This is a genomic window from Sphingomonas sp. RB1R13, assembly GCF_036663775.1.
Lineage (GTDB): Bacteria > Pseudomonadota > Alphaproteobacteria > Sphingomonadales > Sphingomonadaceae > Sphingomicrobium.
On sequence record NZ_JAXOJM010000001.1, the window covers coordinates 93,350 to 117,916 of the forward strand.

A 24,567-nucleotide genomic window follows, 5' to 3' on the forward strand; every position below is an offset into this window, starting at 1 on the left:
GACGCTGCCGGCCTCCCGATATATAGGTGCGAAAACTACCAGCGGTAGTGGCTGAAAGCGCGGTTGGCTTCGGCCATGCGGTGCGTGTCTTCGCGCTTTTTCACGGCGTTGCCACGGTTGGCTGCGGCATCCATCAATTCGCCCGACAGGCGAGCGGCCATGGTCTTTTCCGACCGGGCGCGCGCTGCAGTGATCAACCAGCGGATCGCCAGCGCCTGGGCACGCTCGACGCGGACGTCGACTGGGACCTGGTAGGTGGCGCCACCAACGCGGCGGCTGCGCACTTCGATGCCGGGCTTCACATTGTTGAGCGCGTCATGGAACACGCCGATCGGCTCACGCTTCATGCGCGTCTCGACGGTCTCAAGCGCACCGTAAACGATGTTCTCGGCAACCGACTTCTTGCCGTCGAGCATGATCGAATTCATGAACTTGGACAGGATTTGATCACCGAAGCGGGGATCGGGCAGGATTTCGCGCTTTTCTGGGCGGCGACGACGGGACATGGCAACTTCCTTTTAGCGAGCGGCGCGCCTGCAAACTGCGGCGCGGCCAGCAATCAACCTTACTTCGGACGCTTGGCGCCGTACTTCGAACGCGACTGGCGACGATCCTTGACACCCTGGGTGTCGAGCACGCCGCGCAGCACGTGATAGCGAACGCCCGGAAGATCGCGGACACGACCGCCACGGATCAGCACGACGCTATGCTCCTGGAGGTTATGGCCTTCGCCCGGAATGTAGCTGATCACTTCGCGGCTATTGGTCAGGCGGACCTTGGCCACCTTGCGCAGCGCCGAGTTCGGCTTCTTCGGAGTCGTCGTGTAGACGCGGGTGCAAACGCCGCGCTTCTGCGGATTCTGCTCCATCGCAGGGACCTTCGACTTGGCCTTCTGCGGTTCGCGACCCTTGCGGATCAGCTGGTTGATCGTTGGCATGAAGCCCTTCACCTTTCTATGCCGGACAAAGCCCCAATGGCCGCCGGCGGTTACTATTACCCAACGCGGATACGCGATGCCTCGGGCGGCCCCACCTTGGATCAAGGCGGCCACCCGGCCATCGCAACGTCGAGCAATGTTCAGCTCTTGCCCGCATGAGGAAGCGAAGAATCGCATTTCTCGCGGACAGCGGTGCCCTTAGCGAGCGAGGGTCACAGGGTCAACGGGGGATCGCGCTCACTCAAGCGACACGGCGGCCGAATGTCGGGCGCGCGGGACGCTGGTAGGTCGGTCGGGGGGTAGCTTCATCGGGTGAAGGCGGATCGGCGGCGGCCGGCGCGGACCGTTTGGTTTCGAGATAGCGGGCAATCGCCGCGTCGGCGTCAAAGTCTGTCCGGCCGACACCACGCGCCTCCATCGCATGCTGCTCTTGCCCGGCGGCCGCGCGAAGCGCGAGCAGGTCATCGAGAACGCGGTCCAGGCCTTGCGGAGGAAGCACCAGCCACGAGCCAACCAGCCGCATCCGCTTGCTCCCAATGGCGCCGCCAGCGATCATGATCGACAGGAAGCGACGTTTGCCGAGCGGCAGCATCGCCCCGCTCTGCATCCGGAGATTTTCGATTGTGATGAGCAGGACCTCGTTCCAGCGAACGGTTCGATGGGCGAACAGGGTGCGCACGGTCATCCCAGCGCTATCGGCGACGATCGCTGGCCTCGTGTCAAACGCGGTCCACGCGGCGAAAGAGCCGAGGCACAGGAGGAAGGCACCTACGACGGTAGACATTATCGACCCTTCGCTATCGCTGCCCCAAAGTTGCCAGCTGCCCATCGCGAGCCACAGGAATGCCCACAGCGCGAGCCGCCCCGGACGATAGTAGATGGTCGCCATTTCGCCCCTTCCTGCGCAGTAAGGGAAGGGATAGCGCAAGGCGGGTTGCAGCCGGGTTAAGAGCTTACTCGGTGGTCTTGCCGTCCCATTCCTCGTCGGCATGGCGCGCATCGGCCTCGGCTTTGGTCGCCTGGATGATGCCATCGAGATGCTCGGGCGGGGCGTAAATGGTGTAGAGGCGAAGCGGCCGGTTGCCGGTGTTGCGGACGTTGTGGCGCGCGCCGGCGGGAACAATTACCGCAAAATCGTCGCTGACGGCGTTGGCGACGCCGTCGATATCGACCATTCCCTCGCCTTCCTCGATGCGGAAGAACTGATCGCGGTCATCATGGACTTCGGCCCCGATTTCCTCGCCGGGCTGAAGCGTCATCAGAACGAGCTGAAGATTGTGACCGGTGTAGAGCACGCGGCGAAAGTCATCATTGTCGAGGGTCGCGGCCTCGATATTCTCGCAATAGCCCTTCATCACACTCTCCGCTTTCCTGCCCGATCAACAGGTGAACGGGCAGGAAGTTGCGGCGGAAAAGCCTTATTCGGACTCGGCTATCTGGGCATCGCTTCAAGCTTGGTGAGGTGGCCCTGCACCACCGCGGTCGCGGTCGTGGCAAATTCCTTGAACGAGGCCTGGTCGCCGCCCGTCGAATAGGCCTTCAGTGCGTCAAGCGCCTTTTGATGGCCCTCGGTCTGCTGGCTGACGAACAGCTTGTCGAAGTCGGCACCCTTGGCTGCCTTTAGCGCATCGATCTTCGACTTGAGGTCGGCGGACAGGATCATCGGCAGCGAGACAACCGGGCTGGTCTTTTTCGCTGCGTCCTTGAACATCGTGCTCGACTTGGTGTGGTCGGTGACGAGCATCTTGCCGAAATCCTTGACGGCGGGCGTGCTGCCCATCGTTTCGGCCAGCTTGCCGCTCTGGATCTCGAACATGTCCGATCCGACGATGGCGTCGGCAAATTGCTGCGCCGGAAGCGCGGCAGCGGCAGCGCCCATGCTGCTTTCATTGCTCATCGAGGTCGCGTTGATCTCGGTCGTCGTAGTGTTGACAGCTTCGTCATTCTTCTTGCCGCACGCTGTAAGCGCGAGGCCCAGGGCGACGGCGGTGATTAAGATGGTTGAACGCATGGAAATATCCTTTCCCGGATTATCTCCGACGCAACGCTCGCATACTGGCTGACGTTCCTCAGATTGTCAGAACTTGGCTACCTCCTGCCGCCCCCGCGCCTTGCTGCGGGCGGACGTACAGGCGCCTGACCAGCGGCCATTCGCGGCGCGCCTCCTCCTCGATCGCGGCGACAATCTGCTCGACTTCACGCGCCGAGATGCCGTCGTCGAAATCGACCGACATCATTGCCGTGATCTGGTCGGGGGAGCTGTGGACGGTCAGGACTTCGCCGACCCCGGTGATACCGGGGCGGCCAACCGCGATCGAGCGAAGCCCGTCGATCGTCTCGCGACCGGCGCTTTCGCCGATCAGCAATTGCTTCGATTCGACCGCAAGCACCCACGCGGTGAAGCCGAGGATTGCGCCGATGATGATCGACGCAGCGCCGTCGAAGCGCGGGTCGCCGGTGAGCTGGCTGACGGCAAGTCCGACTGCGGCGATGATGATCCCGAACATCGCCGCGCCATTTTCGAGCAGGACGATGAAGGTCGGCGGGTCCTTCGATCGCTTGACTGCTTCGAACCAGCCAAGCTGGCCTTTTGCCTCGCGGAATTCCTTGAAAGCCGAAAAAGTCGATCCGCCTTCGAGCAGGAAGGCGATGAACAGGACGATGTAGGCGATGATCGGCGACACCGCCGCTTCGGGATGGCTGATGTGGGCAATGCCTTCGTAGATCGACACGACCGCGCCGAGCGCGAACACCATGACCGCAACGACGAAACTCCAGAAATAGAGCTCGCGGCCATAGCCGAACGGGTGGCTCTTGTCGGCCACGCGACGCGACGCCTTGCGGCCCCACAGCAACAGAAGCTGGTTGGCGCTGTCGACCAGGCTGTGGACGCCCTCGGTCAGCATTGCCGATGAGCCGGTGAAAGCGGCCGCAACGAATTTCGAAACGGCGATGCCGAGGTTCGCAGCGAGCGCGATCCACAGCGTCCGGTTATTGCCGCCAGCGCTCATTGCGGGGTAGAGCGCTCGACAAGCTTGCCGCCCTTGACGACGGCAGCGGGGGCTTCGAGCAGGCGAACATTCTGCAGCGGGTCCCCGGTTATCGCGACCATGTCGCCAAAATGACCGACCGCGATCGCACCGACGTCGGCGGTCTGGCCAAGCGCCTCGGCGGCGCTCGACGTCGCTGCACGGATCGCTTGAAGCGGGGTCATCCCCCACTCGACCATCTTGGCGAACTGACGCCCGTTCTGGCCGTGGGGATAAATGCCTGCGTCGGTCCCGAACAACATTGGCACCCCTGCCCGCACCGCGCGCTGGAAGGTCTGGCGCTGCTTCAGCCCGATCATCTTCTCCTTGTCGAGGCTCTCCTGCTCGGTACCGTTCGAGGTGCCCGTCGCGAGGATATAATCGTCATTGTAGATGTCCATGTCGAACCAGGTCTTGTGCAGCTTGGCGAGCTGGATCGTGGCATCGGAGGCCAAGCTGGCGTGCTCGATCGTGTCGATTCCCGCCAGGATCGCATCATGGATACCCTCGTCGCCATGGGCGTGAGCAGCGACCTTCATGTGGAGCATGTGCGCCTCGTCCGCGATGGCTTTCATTTCCTCGAGGCTGAGTTGCTGCCCGCCGACGCTGTCGCCAAGGCTGAAGACACCGCCGGTCGCGCAAATCTTGATGACTTCGGCGCCATATTTGTGGAGCCAGCGGACCTTGGCGCGGGCGTCGGCCGGGCTGTCAACAACGCTTGGTCCTTTCTTGTCGAGGCTCGGCGGGAGTGAGTTGTCGTCGCAGTGGCCACCGGTCGCGCCGATCGCGTAGGCGGCGGGGACGATGCGCGGTCCCTCGACCCACTTGCCGTCGATCGCCTGTTTGAGTGCGACGTCGTCGAAATTGGCCGAGCCGACGTTGCGGACCGTGGTGAAGCCCGCGTCGAGAGTCTTTTTGGCATTGGCGACGCCAACCGCGGTCCAGAAATTGTCGGTGTACTGGAGGCCGCGATAGCCTCCGATCTCGGCAAGGCTGGTCAAATGCACGTGCATGTCGATCAGGCCGGGGAGCAGCGTCTGTCCGGCAAGGTCGATATGGCGGATGTTCGATCCCCATTTTACGAGGCGCGCGTCGCTGACCCCGGTGATGCGGCCGTCGTCACCGACGAAGATTGCCGGATGATCGACATATTTGCCGGTCGCGACGTCGAGGTAGCGTTCGGCGGTGATGACGCTTGACGCGCTGGCGACGACCGGCGCCGAGAGGGAGGTGACGGAGAGGAGGATGGCGAAGGCGAGACGGCGCATAATGACTCCCTGTGTTGGGCGCAGCGATAGCAAGTTAATCGAACCTAGCCAGTCCTGCTGTCGATCATTGCGCGATAAGTGGCTGGAGCGATCGGCAGGGTGTGGCGGGAATATGCGCCGGCGGCGATGATCGCGGCCAGGATCAGCGCCGCGAGGACCACCCTGCCCCGCTTCACCGGGGTTCCATCGGCGATGAGAATGAGGGCGAGCGCCGAGGCCGTCATCGACCACAGGTGATAGCGTAGATCGGAGGCGATGCTAACGACGAAAAAGCTCGCTTCCAGACCGATCGAGGAGAGACACAGGGACACGGTGAAACCGGCTGCCGGATCGTTGCGCCGGGACCAGGCCAGCGGAGCAGTCAGGAGGGCGATCGCGAGCCACAGGATTGGCCAGCCCAGGGGGGTGCCCGACTCAATCGCTCCAGCGTGCTGGATCTGCTTTGCAATCAACGAGTTGGGTTCGGCCAAGCCGAGGTCGTTGAGCTCCGAATTCGCCGGGGGTTCGGCGCCAATCCGGCCGGGCGGAATGAGCCAGCGGGTCGTCGAATTCCAGTGGCCCAGACGGTGGCGAAAATAGGATTTCGGGTGCGCGATTATTTGCGCCATCCAGAGGCGATAAAGTTGGCCTGCCTCGGTTCCCCCTTGGAGCCGCGAAACCTGACGTCCGCAGGCGATCTCGTCGCCCAATGGATCCCAGAAATAGGCTTTGACGCAGCCCTTGTTGCGGAAGGTCGCAAGCTCAGCGGAGGTAAAGGGGCTGCCGACCGGGTTGGCAATGCCGATCGCGGCGAGGTCGTAGAGCGGCTGGGTCTTTTCGACCCCGGTCGAGCGGGCGTGGAGCCAATGATGATTGATCCACGGCTCGGCGGCGATGGCGACCAGGCTGAGGGGCACGATGAGGAGGAGCTTGGAGATGAAACCGGCCGGGCGCGGCGCGAGGAAGACGATCAGCGGGACGACCGCGAACAAGGCATTGGCGCGGACCAGCAGCGCATAGCCGAACAGGATTGCAACGATGAGGATGGCGAGCAGGGGGATACGGCGGTCACGAAGGCGGAAGGCGGCAACGATGCCGAACCCTGCCAACAGCGCGCCGAGCATCTGCGCATCCTTGAGGATCGCCCCCTGCCAGCCGAGGAGCAAGGGCGAGGCGGCGAGCAGGAGGACGGCGATCGCGCTGTGCCAGCGACGGGTCGCGGCAAGCGCTTCGGCGACGAGCCCGAAACCGAGCCAGTAAAGGCCAAGCTGGAGCGCGAGCATCGGCCCGCCGGTACCGCCGAACTGGCCGTGGAGCAGCGTCCATACCCGCGCCATGATCGGCGGGTGCCAGTCATCATAGTCGCCGCTCAAAGCTTGGCGAAACTGGCCGACCGTATCGTAGAGCGCATAGCCCGGCCATAGTGTCTTGAGCGACAGGATGGCGAGCAGCAATGCCGCACCGGCAAGCGCCAGGCGGACCCCCGGCCCCCCGCCCGCCACTCGTCTGCGAAGGTCAGATATGGATTGCCTTTCCGTAAGCGGCGAGAACACTTTCGTGCATCATTTCGCTGACCGTGGGGTGCGGGAAGACAGTCTGCATAAAGTCGGTTTCGACCAGTTCGGCGGTCTTGCCGATGGTGTAGCCCTGAATCAGCTCGGTCACTTCCGCGCCGATCATGTGCGCGCCGAGCAATTCGCCGGTTTTGGCGTCGAAGACGGTTTTGACGAAGCCCTCGACCTCGCCGAGCGCAATCGCCTTGCCATTGCCGATGGCGGGGAATTTGCCGACGCGGACTTCGTGCCCGGCCTCCTTGGCCTTGGCTTCGGTCAGGCCGACCGATGCGATTTGCGGGTGACAATAGGTGCAGCCGGGGATGTTCTTCGGGTCCATCGCATGGGGGTGGACATCCTTGTTACCGAGCGCCTGGGCGATGGCTTCGGCGGCGATCACGCCCTCGTGACTAGCCTTGTGCGCGAGCCATGGCGGGGCGGTGATATCGCCGATTGCCCAGATGCCGGCGACATTGGTGCGGCACATCGGGTCAGTCTTGAGGAAGCCGCGATCGGTAGCGACGCCGAGTTTCTCGAGCCCGATATTTTCGGTGTTGGGGACGATCCCGACGGCGACGATGACGTGGCTGAAGCGCTGTTCGGCGATCTTTCCATCTGCGGTCTTGATCTTGGCGGCGATGCCCTTCGCGTCAGAGATGATACTCTCGACCCCGGCGCCGGTCATGATCGTCATGCCCTGCTTGGCGAGCGATTTCTGCAACGCGTCGGACACGTCGGCGTCCTCGACGGGCACGATCCGGTCGAGCATTTCGACGACGGTCACTTTCGCACCCATGTCGTTGTAGAAGCTGGCGAACTCGATCCCGATCGCGCCCGAGCCGATGACGAGGAGGTCGGTCGGCATTTCGGGCGGGGTCATGGCGTGGCGATAGGTCCAGATACGCTTGCCGTCGGCCTTGGCGAAGGGCAGGTCGCGCGCCCGCGCCCCGGTCGCGACGATGATGTGTTTCGCCTCGAGCTCGGTCGTTTTGCCGTCCTTGGTGACGGTGAGTTTATTGGCGGCGGTGAGGGCGCCGTCGCCCATGACGACCGTGATCTTGTTCTTCTTCATCAGGTGCGTGACTCCCTGATTGAGTTGTTTCGACACTGCGCGGCTGCGACCGACAACCTTGGCGAGGTCGAAGGTCGGTTTTTCGGACGACAGCCCGTAGGCGTCGGCGTGCTGCATATAATGATACACTTCGGCCGAGCGCAGAAGCGCTTTCGTCGGGATGCACCCCCAGTTGAGGCAGATCCCGCCAAGCAGCTCACGCTCGACGATGGCAACCTTTAGCCCGAGCTGCGCCGCGCGGATCGCCGCGACATAGCCGCCGGGACCCGAGCCGAGGACGATGAGGTCGTATTGGTCAGCCATGGGTTACTTCCTCCGCCACGATCGGCCGCGGCTTGTTGTTGTCATCGAGCGCGACGAAGCTGAATACTCCGCTTGCCACCTTGGTCTCCGCCTCACCGTCGCGTTCGCGGGCGACGGCGTCCACGGCGATGGTCAGTGACGTGCGTCCCTGCCGCGCGATACTTGCGTACACGCTCAGCTCGTCCCCCACCGCCATCGCGCCGGGAAAGCGCAGCTCGTCCGCCGCGACCACCACGCACTTGCCGCGCGCGGTCCGCGACGCAAGGCTCCCCGCAGCGAGCGCCATCTGGCTCATCAGCCACCCCCCGAACACCCCGCCATAAGGATTGGTGTCGGCCGGCATTGCGGTCACGCGGATGAGGGGGGTTCTTGCCCCGCTCAAGCCACCAGCCCCAGCGGGTTCTCCACCAGTGCCTTGAATGCCTTCATCTGGCGCGCGCCGTCCGAGCCGTCGATCGCGCGGTGGTCGAAGCTGCCCGTTGCGCTCATTACCGTTGCGACCACGAGAGCGCCGTCGACGACATAGGGCCGCGCCTCGCCCGCGCCGATCGCCATGATCATCGCTTGCGGTGGATTGATGACGGCGTCGAACTGCTTGATGCCGTACATGCCCATGTTCGACAGGCTGGCGGTGCCGCCCTGATATTCGTGGGGCTGGAGCTTGCCCTCCTTCGCCCGCCCGGCGAGGTCGCCCATCGCCTTTGAGATCGCCGAGATCGCCATGGTGTCGGCACCGGTGATGATCGGGGTGATCAGGCCGCCGGGGATGCTCACCGCGACCGAAATGTCGGTGCGGCTGTATTTGACCAGCGTGTCGCCGGCGAAGCTGACGTTGCATTCGGGGACTTCGATCAGCGACAAGGCGAGCGCCTTGATCAGCATGTCGTTGACGCTGAGCTTGATGTTGCGGCTGGCGAGGCCGGCGTTCAATTCTCCGCGCAATTTCAGCAGTGCATCGAGGCGGATGTCGACGGTGAGATAGATGTGCGGGACCTGCTGCTTCGATTCGGTCAGGCGGCGGGCGATGACCTTGCGCATGCCCGACAGCTTGACGACTTCGTGCGGAATGTCGGTGTCGACCGGGGCGGCGGCAGGTTTCGCAGAGGGCGGCGGCGGCGCGGCGGCGGTTACCGCCGGTACCCGGGCGGAAGCTGCGGGCGCGGTCTCGACGTCGGCACGAACGATGCGGCCATTGGGGCCCGAGCCCTTGACGGTCGAGAGGTCGATGCCTTGTGCTTCGGCGAGGCGGCGAGCGAGCGGGGACGCGGCGATGCGGTCGGCTTCCTTGCCGACGGCGGGCGAGGCAGGCGCCGGCGGGGTCTCACCGCCGCCGGTTGCCGGGGGCGCCGGAGTCGGGGCGGAAGCTGGGGCTGGCTGTTCTGCCGGCGCCGCCTCGACCTGCTTGGGTGCAGGCGATTCGGCCTTTGCCGCCGGCGCCGGCGCCGGAGCGGCCGACGTATCCTCCCCCTCCGCCGCCAGGATCGCGATCGGGGCGCCGACCTTCACGCCTTCACTGCCCTCGGCGACGAGGATCTGGGTGATCGTGCCTTCATCGACGGCTTCGAATTCCATCGTCGCCTTGTCAGTCTCGATCTCGGCGAGAAGGTCGCCGGACTTGACGACATCACCGACCTTGACCAGCCATTTGGCGAGCGTCCCCTCCTCCATCGTCGGCGAAAGGGCGGGCATCTTGAGCTCGGTCGGCATGGGCATTCCCGGATCGTGGAAGGTCGCCGCCACAAAGACCAAAGCGCGCCGCGCGGTCAAGGCGCAACCGGGGTTTTGGCGATCCAAACCTTGCATGGCTCCATGCTTTGTGTGCAGCTTGCGCATGATGGACGAAGCGGGGACGCCCATACGCACCTATCTGGTGGTGATCGACGACAGCGCCGAGGCGCGGGTCGCGCTGCGCTTTGCCGCGCGCCGCGCCGCCAAGACCAATGGCACGATCGAAGTGCTGGCGATCGTCGAGCCGCAGGATTTCGTCCAGTGGGGCGGGGTCCAGGCGGCGATGGAGGAAGAGCAGCGCCTGCGGATCGAGGCGAGCGTCACGGCCTCGGTCGGCGAGATTGTCGATGCCGCGGGGATCAGGCCCAACATCGTCGTGCGATCAGGCGAGCCGGTATCCGAAGTGCGCGCCTTCATCGGGACGAGGAACGATATTGCGGCGCTGGTGCTAGGCGCCTGTTCGGGCGGGCATCCGGGGCCGCTGGTGGCGGATTTTACCGGGCATGATTCGGGCAAGCTGCCGTGCCCGGTAATGATTATTCCGGGGAGTCTCGACGACGAACGGTTGGAAGCGTTAAGCTAATTCCAATAGAAAGAAATTGTTTTGATTAATCTCTAATGTTGCTTGACCAAATTCAATCGATCGATAATTTGCCCTCATTGAAATGGGGGAAACATGCGTAAGTTATTGCCTTTGGCTTTTACCGTAGCGCTCTTGTCGGGATGCGCGACAACACCAGGACCTGTGGATCAGCGAAATAGCATCCTGACTCAGGGCAACGTTCAGATGAACCTTAAACTTGGTGTCACGACAAAGAACGATGTTTTGAATTCCTTCGGATCTCCGAATATCACGACGCGTGACGCATCGGGCGAAGAGGTTTGGAGCTATCAGCGGCAAGCATCCGTCGAGCAATCGTCGTCTTCATCCAACTACTGGAGCATTTTCTTGACCGGAGAATCGCGGTCGGCGGCGGGTCTCTCTTCGTCTAGCCGGATGATGACGCTGATCATTACTTTTAACAAAAATGATGTCGTCAGCGACTTCCGTAGTCGCACGAGCGACTTCTAAAATAAGGCGGAAATACAATCATGAAGAAAAATGCATTCCTCGTTGCGACGCTCGTTGCAATGTCTGTCACCGGCACGCCCGCAGTGGCAAAAAAAGTCAATCTAACCCCCATGGAAATTCAGGCGCTACAGTCGCGCGAATTCAAGGCAGCGAAAGATACGATGTTCTCGTCGGTCATGTCGGTCTTTCAGGATTTGGGATACCAAGTTTCGAGCGCGGACATGGGGTCGGGCTTCATCACTGCCCAGAGTGCCAACAAGAACAAGACCAGCTTTTTTGAGGCATGGGCTGGCATGTCGTCGAGTGGGGGAAGCCGGGTTACGGCATTTGTCGAGACCATGCCGAGTGGAATGAGCCGCGTCCGCCTTAACTTCATGAACACGAAAAACTCGTCAGGACGCTTCGGCGGGTCGGCTAATGATAAGCCGATCCTCGACGAGAAGACCTACCAGGTGGCTTTCGAGCGTATCGAGCAAGCCTTGTTCGAACGCGGCGCCCTAACCAAGGCTGTTGCCGCTCCGACACCGGCGGCGGCGACTGTCGCAACGCCGACGCTGGTGAGTGGCACCACAAAGTAAATTAACGCTCAAATACTCTGAGACAGGCATTCACATAATTTTTTGAAGCCCGCTTCGTCCTCTTGGGTGAAGCGGGCTTTTTGCGGGCTGTCGAGGTCGAGGACTGCCAGCAGCGCGCCATCGCGCACAATCGGCACGACCAGTTCACTGACGCTCGCGGCGTCGCATGCGATGTGACCCGGGAAGGCGTGGACGTCATCGACCCGCTGGACTTGCAGGGTGGCCGCCGCAGCGCCGCATACGCCCTGGCCGAATCCGATGCGAATGCACGCCGCGCGACCCTGGAACGGGCCCAGCACGAGCTCGCCGTCGATGGAGCGGTAGAAACCCGCCCAGTTGAGCCCGGGTACCGTCTCGAAGATCAGCGCGGCGGCGTTGGCCATGTTGGCGATAGGATCGTGCTCGCCCGCGATCAGCCCCTCCAGCGCGGACGCGAGGTCGCGGTAAAGGGTCGGCTTGTCGGTGGCATCCAGCTTGAAGTCGTACATTAATCGAAACTCACTTTGCCGCGGCCCTTCTTGATTTCGCCGCGGCCCTTCTTGGTATCGACCCGCCTGGCCTTCGCCGACTTGCTTGGGCGGGTCGGGCGGCGGCGGGCCTGGACGATGTGGGCAGCCGCGATCATCTCGGCAAGGCGGGCGCGGGCGTCTTCGCGATTGGCTTCCTGGGTGCGATAGCGGCGCGCGGTGATGATCAGCTCGCCGCCGATAGTCAGCTTGCTTCCGGCGATGGTCCTGAGGCGGGCGTAGGCATCGGGCGACAGGCCGAGCGCGAAGACGTTGCAGCGCAATTGGCAGGCGGTCGCGACCTTATTGACGTTCTGGCCGCCGGGGCCGGTCGCGGCGAGGAATTTCTCGGACAGCGCATCCTCGGGCCACAGCGCGCTATAATCTTCAGGCGGCATCGTCCGCGACCGTTTGGGGTTCTTCGGACGCTTCGACAGGAACGGCGGCGACTGGCGCGGCGACCGGCGCTTCGACGAACTCGCGCCAGTCGCCGAAGCGTGGCGGAAGCGGCGCGGTGACGTCGATTGCGGGCTTTTTCGCACGCGGAACGACCAGCCGGACGGCGTGGAGCAGCATTTCGCCACCTGGAACGCCATAGACGAAATCGCCGATGATCCCGGCGCCGAGCCCCTCGCGGGCGTGGACCCGGATCTGATGCGTGCGGCCGGTGCGCGGGCGGAATTCGACCAGGCTGCGGCCGTCGCGGGTGGCGATGCGGCGCCAGTCGGTGATCGCCGACTTGCCGGCCGGATCGCCGCGCATTTTCCAACCGGCCTCGGCACTGGATATTTTCGCCAGTGGCAAGTCGATCGTGCCCGCCTCGTCAATCTCGCCGGCGACGACCGCGAGATAATATTTCTGGACGGCGCCGCTTTCGAATGCCGCCTGAAATTGCGCACGGGCGGAAGGGTGGCGGGCGTACAACAGGCAGCCCGACGTGTCCTGGTCGAGCCGGTGCATCGGGGTCGGCGGGCGCTTGAAGCCGAACTTGAGGTCGTGGATCCGCCGCTCGATGCTGTCACCCCCGGCGCGCGGGGCGTCGACCGGCAGCCCGGCAGGCTTGTCGAGGACGAACGCTTCGGCGTCGTGAAAGATGATGCGTGCCGACAGGTCCATATGCTCGCCAGTGGCACGATGGCGGCGGCTCGGCAAATCTGCGGCGGAGAGGCGCTGTGGCGCGGGCGCAACGATATGACGGGATTCCAATCTTTTAGGACTTATTAACCTTTCGCCCTCAAACGTTGAATGGTTAATGGTCGCTTCAACGACGTTAAGAGTGTGAAACGATTTGTCGTAAACGCTCGGGGCCGTCGGCTTGAACAGGGGATGCATGATGCGAGTTTTGCTGATCGAGGATGAGGCGACGATCGCCAAGAGCATCGAGCTCATGCTGGGGACCGAAGGGTTCAACGTCTACACGACGGACCTTGGCGAAGAGGGCCTCGATCTGGGCAAGCTGTATGATTACGACATCATCCTGCTCGACCTCAACCTGCCCGACATGCACGGCTACGACGTGCTCAAGAAATTGCGTGTCGCCAAAGTCGGCACGCCGGTGCTGATCCTGTCCGGATTGAACGAGATGGACAGCAAGGTCCGCGCGCTCGGTTTCGGCGCCGACGATTATGTCACCAAGCCATTCCACCGCGACGAACTGGTCGCGCGCATCCACGCCATCGTCCGCCGCTCGAAGGGTCATTCGCAATCGGTCATCCGCACTGGCAAGCTGGCGGTCAATCTGGATGCCAAGACGGTCGAAGTCGACGGCGCGCGGGTCCATCTGACCGGCAAGGAATATGCGATGCTGGAGCTGCTCTCGCTCCGCAAGGGCACCACGCTGACCAAGGAAATGTTCCTCAACCACCTCTACGGCGGGATGGACGAGCCCGAGCTCAAGATCATCGACGTGTTCATCTGCAAGCTGCGCAAGAAATTGAGCCTGGCGTGCGGCGGGGACAATTACATCGAAACCGTCTGGGGCCGGGGTTACGTGCTGCGCGACGCCGAGGGGGTTGAGTTGCCCGAAGCGGCGGTGGCCTAAGCCTCGACCATCGCCCGCTTGCGCTCGACGTAAGCGGGTATTTCGACGCGGACTTTCGCCGGTTCGGCGGCCACATCTTCCATGCGCCGCCAGCCATCTCGCCCTAACCGCTCTAACGGGCGGAAGCTGGCCTTGTAGGCCATGCGATGCGACCCTTCGACCCAATAGCCGAGGTAGACGTAGGGCAGGTTCGCGCGGCCGGCGCGGATGATATGGTCGAGAATGATGAAGGTGCCGAGCCCTTTGCGGGCATCGGGGCCGACGTCGTAGAAACTGTAGATCATCGACAGGCCGTCGCTCTGCTGGTCCGAGAGGCATGCGCCGACCAGCTTGCCCGGCTTGCCGTCGACCGAAGGCTCGCGATATTCGACGATGGTGGTGCGCACCGGGGTCTGTTCGACCATGTCGGCAAAGTCGCTCTCGTCCATTTCGGCCATGCCCCCGCCGGGGTGGCGCGCGGCAAGATAGCGGCCGAGAAGCTCATATTGTTCTTCGGTCGTCCACGGCTTGCACGCGGTGACTTCAAGGTCGGCGTTGCGGCGCAGGATCTTGCGCTGGGTGCCGCTGGCCACAAACTCCGATGCGCAGACGCGGACCGAGACGCAGGCGGTACAATCGATGCAGCTGGGGCGGTAGGCGACCGACTGGCTGCGGCGGAAGCCGATCCGGCCGAGCGCTTCGTTGAGCTCGCCCGAGTGGCGGCCATTCAGCTCCGTAAACACCTTCCGCTCGACCTTGCCCGGAAGATACGGACATGGGCTCGGATTGGTTACGAAGAATTTGGGAAAGCGAAATGGTGCGCTCACCCGTGGTGGCCTCCAAAGTTGGTTACGAAATCCTTTATGCGACTCCCCAACGCCGTTGGGAAGAGCCATGCCCAATGCTTAATGGGTTAATGGCGCGAGTGTTCCAAATCGGGGCGTTTTTGGCGGAAGCAACTAACTCTCCCGGCCGGTGCCGCGCTCACTCAATCAAACGAGATCCGTTCGACCGTGAATTGCGCCGCCTCGAGCGATTCAATCAATCGGGCGATCCCGGCCTCGTCGCGCGCTTCGCACTGGACTTCGATCATCGTGTCCTTGGCGGGCAGGTGCGTGAAGATGCGGTGGTGGTGGACTTCCAGGATGTTGACGCTGCATTCGTGAAAGATGCGCGTCGCGGCGGCGAGCGCCCCGGGGCGGTCCTGTAGCGCGATCCGCAGCCGCGCGATGCGGCCCGAGCGGACGAGTTCGCGCACGAGCACATTGGCGAGCAGATGCGTGTCGATATTGCCACCGCACAGGATCGTGCCGACCTTGCGCCCCTTGTAGCGCTCGGGCTCGGCCAGCATTGCGGCAAGACCGGCGGCGCCGGCGCCCTCGACCACGGTCTTCTCGATCGCGACGAGCAGCGCGACGGCATGCTCGATATCCTTTTCGGCAACCAGGCGGATGTCGTCGACCAGCGCGGATATGATCTGCCGCGTCAGGACGCCGGGCTCCTTGACCGCGATCCCTTCGGCCAGCGTGTCACCGCCGACCGCGCGCTTGCCGCCCTGAACGACATTTTTCATCGATGGATAGAGATCGGCTTCGACCCCGATCACCTCGATGGCCGGCCTGATCGCCTTGGCGGCGGTGGCGACGCCTGAGATCAGGCCGCCGCCGCCGATCGGGATCACAAGCAAATCAAGATCTGGCGCGTCCTCAAGCATTTCGAGCGCGATTGTGCCCTGCCCCGCTATCACCTTGGGGTCGTCGAAGGCGTGAACGAAGACGAGGCTTTCTGCCGCCTCCATCGCGCGCGCGCGGGCGAAACTGTCGTCCACCGCGTCGCCGAACAGGATCACCCGCGCGCCGTGACCTTCGGTCTGGGTGACCTTCATCGTCGGCGTGAACAGCGGCATGACGATCGTCACCGGAATGCCGAGCCGCTTGCCATGATAGGCGACCGCCTGGGCATGGTTGCCGGCCGACGCGGCGATTACACCGCGGGCGCGCTCTTCGGGGGTCAGCTGGAGCAATTTGTTGAGCGCGCCGCGCTCCTTGTAGGCGGCGGTGAACTGGAGATTTTCGAACTTGAGCCAAACTTCGGCGCCGATGATCTCGGACAGGGTCCGGCTCATCAGCGTGGGCGTGCGGATGACCGCACCCTCGATCCGCTTGGCGGCGGTACGGATGTCTGAAAGGGTCGGAGCGATCAGGTTGGTCATGGCGCGGGCGACTAGCCTTTCCGGCGGACACGAACAATGCTTATACCCGACGCCATGAAAACCTCCCTCATCGCGCTCGCCGCAGCGCTCCTCGCCGCCTCCCCCGCCGTTTACGCGCCTGCCCGGGCCGACACGCTGATCGACAACGTCAATGGCGTGCAGGTCGACCGCGGCGGGCAAGTCGAGCATTTCAGCGGGGTGCTGATCGGCAATGACGGCAAGGTGGTGCGGCTGCTCAGGCAAGGCGACGCACGGCCGGGGCGGGTCGAGTTTCGGGTCGATGGCGGCGGGCGCGCACTGCTCCCCGGGCTGATCGACGCCCACGGTCATGTCGGCGAGTTGGGGCTGGGCACGCTTCAGCTCGACCTTACCGGGACGCGGTCGATCGCCGAACTTCAGGCGCGGCTCAAGGCGTTCAGCGACAGCCACAATGCCCCGCGCTGGGTGCAGGGGTTCGGCTGGAACCAGGAAAGCTGGGCCGACAAGCGCTTCCCGACTAGCGCCGATCTCGACGCGGTGATCAGCGACCGACCGGTGTGGCTGATACGGGTCGATGGGCACGCCGCGGTGGGCAATTCCGCCGCGCTCAAGGAAGCCGGGATTACTCCAGCGACCAACGCCCCCGCCGGTGGCCGGATCGAGAAGGGGCTGTTCGTCGACAAGGCGCGCGACCTGGTCGAGAGCAAGATCCCCACGGCGCTTCCCGCCCAGCGCGACCAGGGGCTGACCAATGCACAGGCGCTGCTGCTCGGCTATGGCGTGACCGCGGTGGCCGATATGGGGACCAACGAGGCCGACTGGAACACGATGCGGCGGCTGGGCGATACCGGACGGTTGCAAGTACGCGTGATGAGCTATGCCGCAGGGCTCGATCCGTTGATCAGCATTGCGGGGGGCAAGCCAACCGGGTGGCTCTACGGCGATCGTCTGCGGATGGCGGGAGTGAAGCTTTACGCCGACGGCGCGCTGGGCTCACGCGGGGCGTGGCTCAAGGCACCGTACAGCGACAAGCCCGACACTCGAGGCCTTCAGTTTATGGATGATGCCAAGCTCAAGAACCTCGCCAGCCGCGCGGCGATGGATCATTTCCAGATTGCGATCCATGCCATTGGCGACGCCGCCAATTCACAGGTCATCGGGGCGTATGAAGAGCTCGCCCGGACTTATGGCACCGATCGGCGGTGGCGGATCGAGCATGCCCAGATCCTTGACCCGGCCGACATTCCGCGTCTCGCCAAGGCCGGGATCATCGCCTCGATGCAGCCGACCCACCAGACCAGCGACGACAATATGGTCGAGGCGCGATTGGGCGCCGCGCGGTTGGCCGGAGCCTATGCGTGGCATTCGATCGCCGCGACCGGGGCGCACCTGGCGTTCGGGTCGGACTTTCCGGTGGAGTCGCCCAATCCCTTTCCGGGGATATCGACGGCGGTCAGCCGCGCCGATCCGCAGGGCCAGCCTCCCGGGGGTTGGCGTCCCCAGGAGCGGGTGACGCTGGCGCAGGCACTGGCGGGGTTTACGCGCGAAGCGGCCTATGCCGGGCAGGCCGAGGATCGGCTGGGGTCGCTCGATCCAGGGATGATCGCCGACTTCATCATCGTCGACCGTGATATCACGACGGCAACGGCGACCGATATTGCAGCGACGAAAGTGCTCGAGACGTGGATGGCGGGGCGGTTGGTGTACCGAGCTAACGCTTCCGCTGTGCCCGTTCGATAAGCATGTTTGGCGTCAGGACTTGAGGTAGTTCCTCCCCGGCCTTGCCGGGTTCGTACCACAGATAAAGCGGCACTCCGGCGCGACCCTGGGTTTCGATGAAGCGGGTGATCGCCGGGTCGCCGTTGGTCCAGTCGGCGGCGAACACCCTGACCCCGGCAGCCTTGAACGCGTCGCGGACTTCGGCGCGGTCGATCGCGGCGGCTTCGTTGACCTTGCACGTGAGGCACCAGTCGGCGGTGAAGTAGACGAACGTCGGGTGCTTGGCCGAGGCCGAGCGGACCGCCGCCTCGCTCCACGCCGTAGCACCCGCCGGGGAATGGGAAGCAGAAGCGGCACGCTGCGGCACGAGGAACACGCCGCCGAGCGCGATCGCCGCTGCTCCGATCAGGGTGAGCAGGCCGAGCCCCTCGCGCTTGGCGGAGGCGAACAGGAGCGCCGCCAGCAGGGCCAGCGCGACGAGCCCGACGGCAAGCCCCTGCCCGCCCGCCTGGCGCCACAGCAGCCACAGGCAAGCCGCAGCGGTTGCGGCCATGGGGATGGCGAGGAAGCGCTGAAGCCGGACCATCCACGCCCCGGGGCGCGGCAGCCGCTCACGCAGCGCAGGAATGAAGGCAACCGCGACGAATGGGAGCGCCAGGCCGAGGCCGAGCACCGCGAACACCGCGATCGACCCGGCGGCGGGGAGCAGCAACGCAGTGCCGAGCGCAGCGCCGAGGAACGGCCCCGCGCAGGGAGTCGCGACGAAAGCGGCGAGCGCGCCGGTGGCGATGCTGCTGGTCGGGTTGGTGTCGCCGCCAATCACCGGCAGGCGGAACAGGCCGAGCAGGTTGAGCGTGATCGCCCCCGCCAGCAGCATCAGCAGCAGGATGGTGCGCGGGTCCTGAAGCTGGAACGCCCAGCCCGCCGCGCTGCCCCCGGCGCGGATGACGAGCAGCAGCGCGCCGAGTGCCCCGGTGCCGAGGATTGCGCCGATGGCATAGCCCAGTGCCTCGCGCCGCGCGGTGCGCTCGTCGCCTCCCGAGCGCGCGAGGTGGAGTGCCTTGATCGCCAGGATCGGAAAGACGCATGGCATGAGGTTGAGGAGGATGCCACCAGCCAGCGCGCCGAGCAGGGCGAGCAGCAGCGCTCGACCACCGACCTTGCCAATGGTCTCGCCGCCGCTGGGCACTGCGCCCGGGGTCGCTTCGAACGACAGGCCGCGACCGTCGCCCAGCGAGATGACGCCGCTCAGCCCTGCCGGGTTGCCACGCTTGCGGACGAGGTCGGCGACGAGCCAGTCGCCACTGCGGCGAAACTTCTGCGGTGCGGCGAGGTCGATCGGGCCATTTTCGCCGGGGAAGAAGTAAGGCGTGCCGGTGGTGACGCTGGCGGGAAGCGGGATGGCGAGGTGGATCGCCTGTCCCTCGACGGCGAACCGCGCCGGGGTGGCGATGGGTCGGGGCAAAGCGCGGCGCCACTCGTCGAACCGCTGGCGCAGCGGTGCGCTGCCGTCGCCGACGGGCAGGTCGAGCGACAGGAGCCCATGTTCGGGCACGCACACTTCCTCGGTGCAGGCTAGCCAGTGGGCCTTGGCCCGGACCAGGATGATGCCGCTGGCCCCTTTCGGCACGGCGACGCGGACGAGCAGGGCATAGTCGCGGTCGTAGACGTAGTTGGTGATGCCAGAGAGGATCAGACGGGTCGGCACGGGGTAGCGAAGATCGCCGACGGACATTCCGGCGGGCAGTTGCCAGGCGACGGTCATCGGCAGCCCGGCCTCGCCGGGATTGAGCCAATAGCCGTGCCAGCCCGGCGTGGTGTGCATGACGATGGCGAGGTCGAGTGATTCGCCGGGGACGGCGCTCGATTCGGCAACGAGTTCGGGCTGGATGGCGTTGCGCCCATTAGCCAGACCGCCCGCCATCGCCGGGCTGCCGACGAGCATGAAAGTGACAAGCCACAGGAGGAGAAGACGCGTCATTCAACCCCGCTACCCGGGCTTCACGGCGTCGTCGAGCGTCCTCATTTCGTCGCAGCAAATATAAATGACGATTGCGTGACCCCTCACTCCCCTATATGGGCGCGCGCTGGCTTGACCGATTTATGCGGCAGGCCGAGCCTCTGGCGAGGGAACTCGTCACCGATTAGGAATGGAACGATCATGAAGAAGATTGCACTGACCGCTCTGGTCCTCGCGCTTGGCCTCGCTGCCTGCACCAAGAAGACCGAAACCACTGTCGACAACAACACGGTGACCACCGAGAACACCGTTGCGGTTGACACCAACACCGCGATGAACGGCGCCGACAACGCGCTCGACGCCGCCGGCAACGCGACGGCCAATGCCGCTGCGGACACCGCCAATGCGACCGCGAACGGCCTGAACGCTTCGGCCAACGCCGTGGCGAACACCGCCAAGTAAGCCTTTCGGTCTTTAGTGACCGAAAATCGGAAAGGGCCGCGGGGACAACCTCGCGGCCCTTTTTTTATGCTCCTTATGCTTGCCCGGCGAGGCGGGCTTTCATGGCGGCGAGTTCGGTGTCGATCGCCGAAGGCGCGGCGCGCGACAGCGGTTCGAGCAGGCGGGCCTGTGCGGACGACGGCGAGAGGGCGGCGGCAGGGGCGCGGCGGCCAAAGGTCGATGGCGCCGAGCCAAGACTCATGGCCTCCAGGCGCGCCTCGGCGAAATCGGCATTGCGGTCTAGGCTGTCGAGCCCCGGGGCGGCCTGCTCCCATTTGTCGCCCTTGAGCAGCGAATAGGCGTCGACCCCGGTGTTGGCGCGCTGGATGCGGGCATCGGCCATCGAACGGCGGCGATAGACTTCGCCGAGCCGGGTCTGGAGCCCGCGAATATCGACCTGGTAGCCGCGCAGCAAATCGTCGATGCGGCCAATTTCGTCGCGCAGGCCATCAGCCCATTCAGTCGCCTTGAAGCGCTCGGTCAGCGCGGCGCGGGCGAGGTCGTCGCGATTGCCGGCGATGGCGGTGCGGGCTTTCTCGTCCCAGCCGGCGATGGCCTTTTCGGCGTCCTTGAGCAGGGCATGGCGATCGGCCGACTGGGCGAGCAGGTCGGCGGCGCCATTGCGCTCGCGCTCGAGCGTGGCTTCCATCTCGCGCGTGACCGATTCCAGGTTGGGAGCGCGGGTGGTATCGGCGGCGTTCGAATAATAGCGCTGCTCGTCAAAGCTGCGCCCGCCGGTCCACATGCCGGCGAAAAAGCCGAACAGGCGCCGCATCACCTGCCGGGCGCCCGCAATGAGCGCCCACCAGAAGAAAACGATGCATAAAATTGCGAAAATTGCACTCAACGCCAGCGCCCCGGTTTCCTGTTCGATGATCCGATTAAGCGAAGACGGTTACAAAGCGGTTAGCGCACGCGAGCCTGCGAGCGAGCGGCAGCGACAGGCGAGCAAACAAAGACTCCGAGCGGTAGCGACAGGGGCCATCAAAAACCCGCGAGCGGCAGCGCCGGCGTTTTGGACAAGTAGACAGTGTAACGCGGTTTTGTGTCATGCATGTCAGCGATGTCGTGCGTGTCGTGCGTGTCGTCGGGAGGACGCGGACATGCCCTCGGCTGGCAACGGGTGTCCATCGGTCAGGGATGGCGCGAAGAATCATCGGATGAGCCAAGCATATTGGCTCTTCTGTAGGACAGGAAAATCGTCAGTAGGGCACTATTGGTCGAGGCGCGTCCCTACCTTCGCGTGATCGCTGCTCCAATGGATGTACATTGGTCGTCCAATCACCGACGTCCAGGGCACCATTCCCACGCCATCAAATTCAGGCGGGACCCGGCTGTCGGCGGAGCGGTCGCGATTGTCGCCAAGGACGAAGAGGTGGCCAGAAGGCACGACGACCTCCGGCATGTCGTCGTACGGCGATGGGCCTATATCGTAAATGCGATGCGGCGACGCCTCGCCAGGCAATTGCTCGTTCAGGACGGCCCCGGATTCGGGACCGTCGGATCGCACGAACTCGGTCCGCCCGTGCGCCGTTTGTAACGCAGCTTTGCCATTCAAGATCGGCACACCAGCTTGAACTGCGATCGAGTCTCCCGCAATTCCTGCGATGCGGCTGATCCTGATGCCATCTCGCGCCGTGAAAATAATGATGTCGCCTCGTTTGAATGGGCCTCGAAACATCATGTTAGCGAGGAACTTGTCGCCTTTGCCAATGGTCGGCGCCATGCTTTCTGACGGCGCAAAAAATGGTTTGTAAAAACGGTGCAGCAGATGGGTCTCAAATGGCGACAGGATCAGGACGAACGTCGCGACGGCGGTCAATCCATACCAGCGCGACCAGCCCCGCGCGGGCGTAAAGCGCTTGCTTTGACGCCATGTCATTACTCCCGAAGCAACGTAGATCGCTCCCGCCGCACTAACTATGACTGCCAGGGCGATGATGATCTGACGATAGCCGGAGATCGGCAAATGTCCCATCGCCAGCGTCGTGAGCGCCATCAATGCCGGGGGAGCCATCAATAGGATTACGCCCGCGCGCCAGTTACCCACGCGAAGAAGACCCAGCCCAGGCGCGATCAAGTTCAGCGCTGTAATACCAGCGCGCGCACCGTAGCTTCGAAAGTCCGCACCATCACTAGGTTCGTCGTTCATGTTGCATCCCTTTGTTTCTACGTATGACCGGCGCACTAGGCTGAATAGAGGGGATGTTTGCGGTCGTTGCTCGAACGTAGGCCGACGCCCGCCTTGTTGTCGCACAAGAAAAGGCCGGCGCGGGAGTGATCCCGGCCGGCCTTTCTTTTCGCTTTGGCGGGGCAGCGGCGAAGCCGCTGCTGACGTGGAACTGGGCTTTCGCGAGTCCTGACTTAGCTAACGAACGCAAGGCATTCGCTTCGCTAAGTCAGGCCGCTGCGGCTTAGAAATCCATTCCGCCCATGCCGCCCATGCCGCCGCCGCCGCCCATCGGCATTGCCGGCTTGTCTTCGGCGAGCTCGCTCACGGCCGCTTCGGTCGTGATGAGCAGGCCGGCCACCGAGGCGGCGTCCTGGAGCGCGGTGCGGACGACCTTGGTCGGGTCGATCACGCCGGCTTCGACGAGGTTCTCGTAGGTCTCAGTCTGGGCGTTGAAGCCGCGCGTCTCGTCATCTTCGCGAAGCAGATTGCCCGCGACCACGGCGCCGTCGACACCGGCATTGGTGGCGATCTGGCGAAGCGGGGTTTCAAGTGCCTTGCGGATGATGTCGATGCCACGGGTCTGGTCGTCGTTGGCACCCTTGAGGTTGGCGAGCGCCTTGGTTGCATAGAGCAACGCGGTGCCGCCACCGGGGACGATGCCTTCTTCGACCGCGGCGCGGGTCGCGTGGAGGGCGTCGTCGACGCGATCCTTGCGCTCCTTGACCTCGACCTCGGTCGAACCGCCGACCTTAATGACCGCAACGCCGCCGGCCAGCTTGGCCAGACGCTCCTGCAGCTTTTCACGGTCGTAATCCGACGTCGTATTCTCGATCTGCTGACGGATCGCGGTGACGCGGCCTTCGATTCCCGACTTGTCACCGGCGCCATCGACGAGCGTGGTGTTGTCCTTGTCGATGGTGACGCGCTTGGCGGTGCCGAGCATCGCGGTGGTGACATTCTCGAGCTTGATGCCGAGGTCTTCCGAGATCATCTCGCCACCCGTCAGGATCGCGATATCTTCCAGCATCGCCTTGCGACGATCGCCGAAGCCGGGCGCCTTGACCGCTGCGACCTTGAGGCCACCACGAAGCTTGTTGACGACGAGCGTGGCCAGGGCCTCGCCCTCAATGTCCTCGGCGATGATCAGCAGCGGACGGCCCGACTGGACAACACTCTCGAGGATCGGGAGCATCGCCTGGAGGTTCGAGAGCTTCTTCTCATGGATGAGGATGAACGGGTCGGCGAGCTCGACCGACATCTTCTCGGGGTTGGTGATGAAGTAGGGCGAGAGGTAGCCGCGGTCGAACTGCATGCCTTCGACGACGTCGAGCTCGAATTCGAGACCCTTGGCTTCCTCGACGGTGATGACGCCTTCCTTGCCGACCTTTTCCATCGCTTCGGCAATCTTCTCGCCGACGACGGTATCGCCATTGGCCGAGATGATCCCGACCTGGGCAATTTCCTTGGTCCCGGCGACGGGCTTCGAGCGCGCCTTGAGATCCTCGACGACCTTGACGACGGCAAGATCGATGCCGCGCTTGAGGTCCATCGGGTTCATGCCGGCAGCAACCGACTTCATGCCTTCGCGAACGATCGCCTGGGCAAGGACGGTCGCGGTGGTGGTGCCGTCACCGGCGATGTCGTTGGTCTTCGAGGCGACTTCGCGCAGCATCTGCGCACCCATGTTCTCGAACTTGTCCTTGAGCTCGATCTCCTTGGCGACGGTGACGCCGTCCTTGGTGATGCGCGGCGCGCCGTAGCTCTTGTCGATGACGACATTGCGGCCCTTGGGGCCGAGCGTGACCTTGACCGCGTCGGCCAGGATGTCGACGCCGCGAAGAATGCGCTCACGCGCGTCGCGGCCGAATTTTACGTCCTTGGATGCCATGGTGGCTACCCTTTCCTACTATCGAATGTTCCGAATGTTCACGCTCGTGAGCGTGTTCGAGAAGTTCAGCCGAGAACTCCCGGGCCCGTT

Annotated in this window: 26 protein-coding genes; 6 read left to right on the top strand and 20 right to left on the bottom strand. The window is 63.9% G+C overall.

The genetic code is table 11. The features are described 5' to 3' along the window. Positions 1–35 precede the first annotated feature (35 nt). The 11 genes from rpsG to U1700_RS00560 all read right to left on the bottom strand — a co-directional run bounded on the left by rpsG (position 36) and on the right by U1700_RS00560 (position 9,848). Positions 36–506: a 30S ribosomal protein S7 gene (gene rpsG, locus U1700_RS00510; protein WP_332749225.1), complete on the bottom strand. Its 471-nt coding sequence runs from the start codon at positions 504–506 to the stop codon at positions 36–38. A 59-nt stretch (positions 507–565) separates the two neighbouring features. Further along, a complete protein-coding gene (rpsL, locus tag U1700_RS00515; protein WP_235068262.1) occupies positions 566–937 on the bottom strand; it encodes a 30S ribosomal protein S12 in 372 nt (123 codons plus the stop codon). A 241-nt stretch (positions 938–1,178) separates the two neighbouring features. Next, positions 1,179–1,970: a PH domain-containing protein gene (locus tag U1700_RS00520; protein WP_332749230.1), complete on the bottom strand. Its 792-nt coding sequence runs from the start codon at positions 1,968–1,970 to the stop codon at positions 1,179–1,181. Continuing rightward, complete coding sequence (locus U1700_RS00525) at positions 1,891–2,292, bottom strand: cupin domain-containing protein (protein WP_332749232.1); 402 nt, start codon at positions 2,290–2,292, stop codon at positions 1,891–1,893. Before U1700_RS00525 ends, U1700_RS00520 begins: the two co-directional genes overlap by 80 nt. Positions 2,293–2,369: 77 nt before the next feature. Further along, positions 2,370–2,948 carry a DUF4142 domain-containing protein gene (locus U1700_RS00530; RefSeq protein WP_332749234.1) on the bottom strand — a complete coding sequence of 193 codons (579 nt, stop codon included), beginning with the start codon at positions 2,946–2,948 and terminating at the stop codon, positions 2,370–2,372. Between the two features lie 58 nt (positions 2,949–3,006). Next, positions 3,007–3,948 (bottom strand): cation diffusion facilitator family transporter, encoded by a 942-nt coding sequence (locus U1700_RS00535; RefSeq protein ID WP_332749236.1) that lies wholly within the window; start codon positions 3,946–3,948, stop codon positions 3,007–3,009. Further along, complete coding sequence (locus tag U1700_RS00540) at positions 3,945–5,234, bottom strand: Xaa-Pro dipeptidase (RefSeq protein WP_332749238.1); 1,290 nt, start codon at positions 5,232–5,234, stop codon at positions 3,945–3,947. Before U1700_RS00540 ends, U1700_RS00535 begins: the two co-directional genes overlap by 4 nt. A gap of 44 nt (positions 5,235–5,278) precedes the next feature. Beyond that, the gene (locus U1700_RS00545) at positions 5,279–6,715 is read right to left on the bottom strand and encodes a hypothetical protein (RefSeq protein ID WP_332749240.1); all 1,437 of its coding nucleotides are present in this window, start codon (positions 6,713–6,715) and stop codon (positions 5,279–5,281) included. A gap of 13 nt (positions 6,716–6,728) precedes the next feature. Then, positions 6,729–8,141, bottom strand: a complete 1,413-nt coding sequence (lpdA, locus tag U1700_RS00550; protein WP_332749242.1) for a dihydrolipoyl dehydrogenase — start codon at positions 8,139–8,141, stop codon at positions 6,729–6,731. Beyond that, positions 8,134–8,484 carry an acyl-CoA thioesterase gene (locus tag U1700_RS00555; RefSeq protein ID WP_332751062.1) on the bottom strand — a complete coding sequence of 117 codons (351 nt, stop codon included), beginning with the start codon at positions 8,482–8,484 and terminating at the stop codon, positions 8,134–8,136. Before U1700_RS00555 ends, lpdA begins: the two co-directional genes overlap by 8 nt. A 35-nt stretch (positions 8,485–8,519) precedes the next feature. Continuing rightward, a complete protein-coding gene (locus U1700_RS00560; protein ID WP_332751064.1) occupies positions 8,520–9,848 on the bottom strand; it encodes a pyruvate dehydrogenase complex dihydrolipoamide acetyltransferase in 1,329 nt (442 codons plus the stop codon). Between the two features lie 148 nt (positions 9,849–9,996). Between U1700_RS00560 and U1700_RS00565 the strand changes: the two genes are divergently transcribed. From U1700_RS00565 to U1700_RS00575, 3 genes are all read left to right on the top strand, one after another. Then, on the top strand, positions 9,997–10,452 hold the full coding sequence (locus U1700_RS00565; protein ID WP_332751066.1) for a universal stress protein: 456 nt from the start codon (positions 9,997–9,999) through the stop codon (positions 10,450–10,452). 93 nt (positions 10,453–10,545) lie between these two features. Further along, the gene (locus tag U1700_RS00570) at positions 10,546–10,941 is read left to right on the top strand and encodes a hypothetical protein (RefSeq protein WP_332749244.1); all 396 of its coding nucleotides are present in this window, start codon (positions 10,546–10,548) and stop codon (positions 10,939–10,941) included. 20 nt (positions 10,942–10,961) lie between these two features. Continuing rightward, entirely contained in the window at positions 10,962–11,519 is a 558-nt protein-coding gene (locus U1700_RS00575; protein WP_332749246.1) for a hypothetical protein, read from the top strand. A gap of 8 nt (positions 11,520–11,527) precedes the next feature. On the opposite strand, the gene U1700_RS00580 is transcribed toward U1700_RS00575, so the two are convergent. From U1700_RS00580 to U1700_RS00590, 3 genes are read right to left on the bottom strand one after another with little or no spacing between them, the layout of a single operon-like run. Next, positions 11,528–12,007 carry a GAF domain-containing protein gene (locus U1700_RS00580; RefSeq protein WP_332749248.1) on the bottom strand — a complete coding sequence of 160 codons (480 nt, stop codon included), beginning with the start codon at positions 12,005–12,007 and terminating at the stop codon, positions 11,528–11,530. Beyond that, a complete protein-coding gene (arfB, locus tag U1700_RS00585) occupies positions 12,007–12,423 on the bottom strand; it encodes an alternative ribosome rescue aminoacyl-tRNA hydrolase ArfB (RefSeq protein ID WP_332749250.1) in 417 nt (138 codons plus the stop codon). The genes U1700_RS00580 and arfB overlap by 1 nt, the downstream gene beginning before the upstream one ends. Beyond that, positions 12,413–13,141 (bottom strand): RluA family pseudouridine synthase, encoded by a 729-nt coding sequence (locus tag U1700_RS00590; RefSeq protein WP_332751068.1) that lies wholly within the window; start codon positions 13,139–13,141, stop codon positions 12,413–12,415. The genes arfB and U1700_RS00590 overlap by 11 nt, the downstream gene beginning before the upstream one ends. A 217-nt stretch (positions 13,142–13,358) precedes the next feature. On the opposite strand from U1700_RS00590, the gene ctrA reads away from it, so the two are divergent. Continuing rightward, positions 13,359–14,066, top strand: coding sequence for a response regulator transcription factor CtrA (gene ctrA, locus U1700_RS00595; RefSeq protein ID WP_332751070.1), 708 nt, complete (start codon positions 13,359–13,361; stop codon positions 14,064–14,066). On the opposite strand, the gene U1700_RS00600 is transcribed toward ctrA, so the two are convergent. Next, positions 14,063–14,872: an arginyltransferase gene (locus tag U1700_RS00600; protein ID WP_332749251.1), complete on the bottom strand. Its 810-nt coding sequence runs from the start codon at positions 14,870–14,872 to the stop codon at positions 14,063–14,065. The two genes, ctrA and U1700_RS00600, sit on opposite strands and share 4 nt — an antisense overlap. A 161-nt stretch (positions 14,873–15,033) precedes the next feature. Continuing rightward, entirely contained in the window at positions 15,034–16,257 is a 1,224-nt protein-coding gene (locus tag U1700_RS00605; RefSeq protein ID WP_332749253.1) for a threonine ammonia-lyase, read from the bottom strand. A 54-nt stretch (positions 16,258–16,311) separates the two neighbouring features. On the opposite strand from U1700_RS00605, the gene U1700_RS00610 reads away from it, so the two are divergent. Then, positions 16,312–17,976 carry an amidohydrolase gene (locus U1700_RS00610; RefSeq protein ID WP_332749255.1) on the top strand — a complete coding sequence of 555 codons (1,665 nt, stop codon included), beginning with the start codon at positions 16,312–16,314 and terminating at the stop codon, positions 17,974–17,976. On the opposite strand, the gene U1700_RS00615 is transcribed toward U1700_RS00610, so the two are convergent. Beyond that, positions 17,948–19,936, bottom strand: a complete 1,989-nt coding sequence (locus tag U1700_RS00615) for a protein-disulfide reductase DsbD family protein (protein WP_332749257.1) — start codon at positions 19,934–19,936, stop codon at positions 17,948–17,950. The genes U1700_RS00610 and U1700_RS00615 overlap by 29 nt on opposite strands. Before the next feature lie 180 nt (positions 19,937–20,116). Between U1700_RS00615 and U1700_RS00620 the strand changes: the two genes are divergently transcribed. Beyond that, positions 20,117–20,377, top strand: a complete 261-nt coding sequence (locus U1700_RS00620) for a circumsporozoite protein (RefSeq protein ID WP_332749259.1) — start codon at positions 20,117–20,119, stop codon at positions 20,375–20,377. 73 nt (positions 20,378–20,450) lie between these two features. On the opposite strand, the gene U1700_RS00625 is transcribed toward U1700_RS00620, so the two are convergent. The 3 genes from U1700_RS00625 to groL form a co-directional block, all read right to left on the bottom strand. Next, positions 20,451–21,191 (bottom strand): PspA/IM30 family protein, encoded by a 741-nt coding sequence (locus U1700_RS00625; protein WP_332749261.1) that lies wholly within the window; start codon positions 21,189–21,191, stop codon positions 20,451–20,453. A 438-nt stretch (positions 21,192–21,629) separates the two neighbouring features. Then, positions 21,630–22,568: a signal peptidase I gene (gene lepB / locus U1700_RS00630; protein ID WP_332749263.1), complete on the bottom strand. Its 939-nt coding sequence runs from the start codon at positions 22,566–22,568 to the stop codon at positions 21,630–21,632. A gap of 262 nt (positions 22,569–22,830) precedes the next feature. Beyond that, positions 22,831–24,477, bottom strand: coding sequence for a chaperonin GroEL (gene groL, locus U1700_RS00635; RefSeq protein ID WP_332749265.1), 1,647 nt, complete (start codon positions 24,475–24,477; stop codon positions 22,831–22,833). Positions 24,478–24,567: the final 90 nt, after the last annotated feature.

Coding starts and splice junctions, on each gene's coding strand:
- lpdA (WP_332749242.1), bottom strand. CDS start 8,141: ATGGCTGACCAATACGACCTCATCGTCCTCGGCTCGGGTCCCGGCGGC.
- U1700_RS00540 (WP_332749238.1), bottom strand. CDS start 5,234: ATGCGCCGTCTCGCCTTCGCCATCCTCCTCTCCGTCACCTCCCTCTCG.
- lepB (WP_332749263.1), bottom strand. CDS start 22,568: ATGAACGACGAACCTAGTGATGGTGCGGACTTTCGAAGCTACGGTGCG.
- ctrA (WP_332751070.1), top strand. CDS start 13,359: ATGCGAGTTTTGCTGATCGAGGATGAGGCGACGATCGCCAAGAGCATC.
- rpsL (WP_235068262.1), bottom strand. CDS start 937: ATGCCAACGATCAACCAGCTGATCCGCAAGGGTCGCGAACCGCAGAAG.
- U1700_RS00610 (WP_332749255.1), top strand. CDS start 16,312: ATGAAAACCTCCCTCATCGCGCTCGCCGCAGCGCTCCTCGCCGCCTCC.
- U1700_RS00625 (WP_332749261.1), bottom strand. CDS start 21,191: ATGCGGCGCCTGTTCGGCTTTTTCGCCGGCATGTGGACCGGCGGGCGC.
- U1700_RS00620 (WP_332749259.1), top strand. CDS start 20,117: ATGAAGAAGATTGCACTGACCGCTCTGGTCCTCGCGCTTGGCCTCGCT.
- rpsG (WP_332749225.1), bottom strand. CDS start 506: ATGTCCCGTCGTCGCCGCCCAGAAAAGCGCGAAATCCTGCCCGATCCC.
- arfB (WP_332749250.1), bottom strand. CDS start 12,423: ATGCCGCCTGAAGATTATAGCGCGCTGTGGCCCGAGGATGCGCTGTCC.
- U1700_RS00555 (WP_332751062.1), bottom strand. CDS start 8,484: ATGCCGGCCGACACCAATCCTTATGGCGGGGTGTTCGGGGGGTGGCTG.
- U1700_RS00530 (WP_332749234.1), bottom strand. CDS start 2,948: ATGCGTTCAACCATCTTAATCACCGCCGTCGCCCTGGGCCTCGCGCTT.
- U1700_RS00615 (WP_332749257.1), bottom strand. CDS start 19,936: ATGACGCGTCTTCTCCTCCTGTGGCTTGTCACTTTCATGCTCGTCGGC.
- U1700_RS00575 (WP_332749246.1), top strand. CDS start 10,962: ATGAAGAAAAATGCATTCCTCGTTGCGACGCTCGTTGCAATGTCTGTC.
- U1700_RS00560 (WP_332751064.1), bottom strand. CDS start 9,848: ATGCCGACCGAGCTCAAGATGCCCGCCCTTTCGCCGACGATGGAGGAG.
- U1700_RS00520 (WP_332749230.1), bottom strand. CDS start 1,970: ATGGCATCATCCAGGCGACCAAAGCCGAGGCCGATGCGCGCCATGCCG.
- U1700_RS00605 (WP_332749253.1), bottom strand. CDS start 16,257: ATGACCAACCTGATCGCTCCGACCCTTTCAGACATCCGTACCGCCGCC.
- U1700_RS00535 (WP_332749236.1), bottom strand. CDS start 3,948: ATGAGCGCTGGCGGCAATAACCGGACGCTGTGGATCGCGCTCGCTGCG.
- U1700_RS00590 (WP_332751068.1), bottom strand. CDS start 13,141: ATGGACCTGTCGGCACGCATCATCTTTCACGACGCCGAAGCGTTCGTC.
- groL (WP_332749265.1), bottom strand. CDS start 24,477: ATGGCATCCAAGGACGTAAAATTCGGCCGCGACGCGCGTGAGCGCATT.
- U1700_RS00570 (WP_332749244.1), top strand. CDS start 10,546: ATGCGTAAGTTATTGCCTTTGGCTTTTACCGTAGCGCTCTTGTCGGGA.
- U1700_RS00525 (WP_332749232.1), bottom strand. CDS start 2,292: ATGAAGGGCTATTGCGAGAATATCGAGGCCGCGACCCTCGACAATGAT.
- U1700_RS00580 (WP_332749248.1), bottom strand. CDS start 12,007: ATGTACGACTTCAAGCTGGATGCCACCGACAAGCCGACCCTTTACCGC.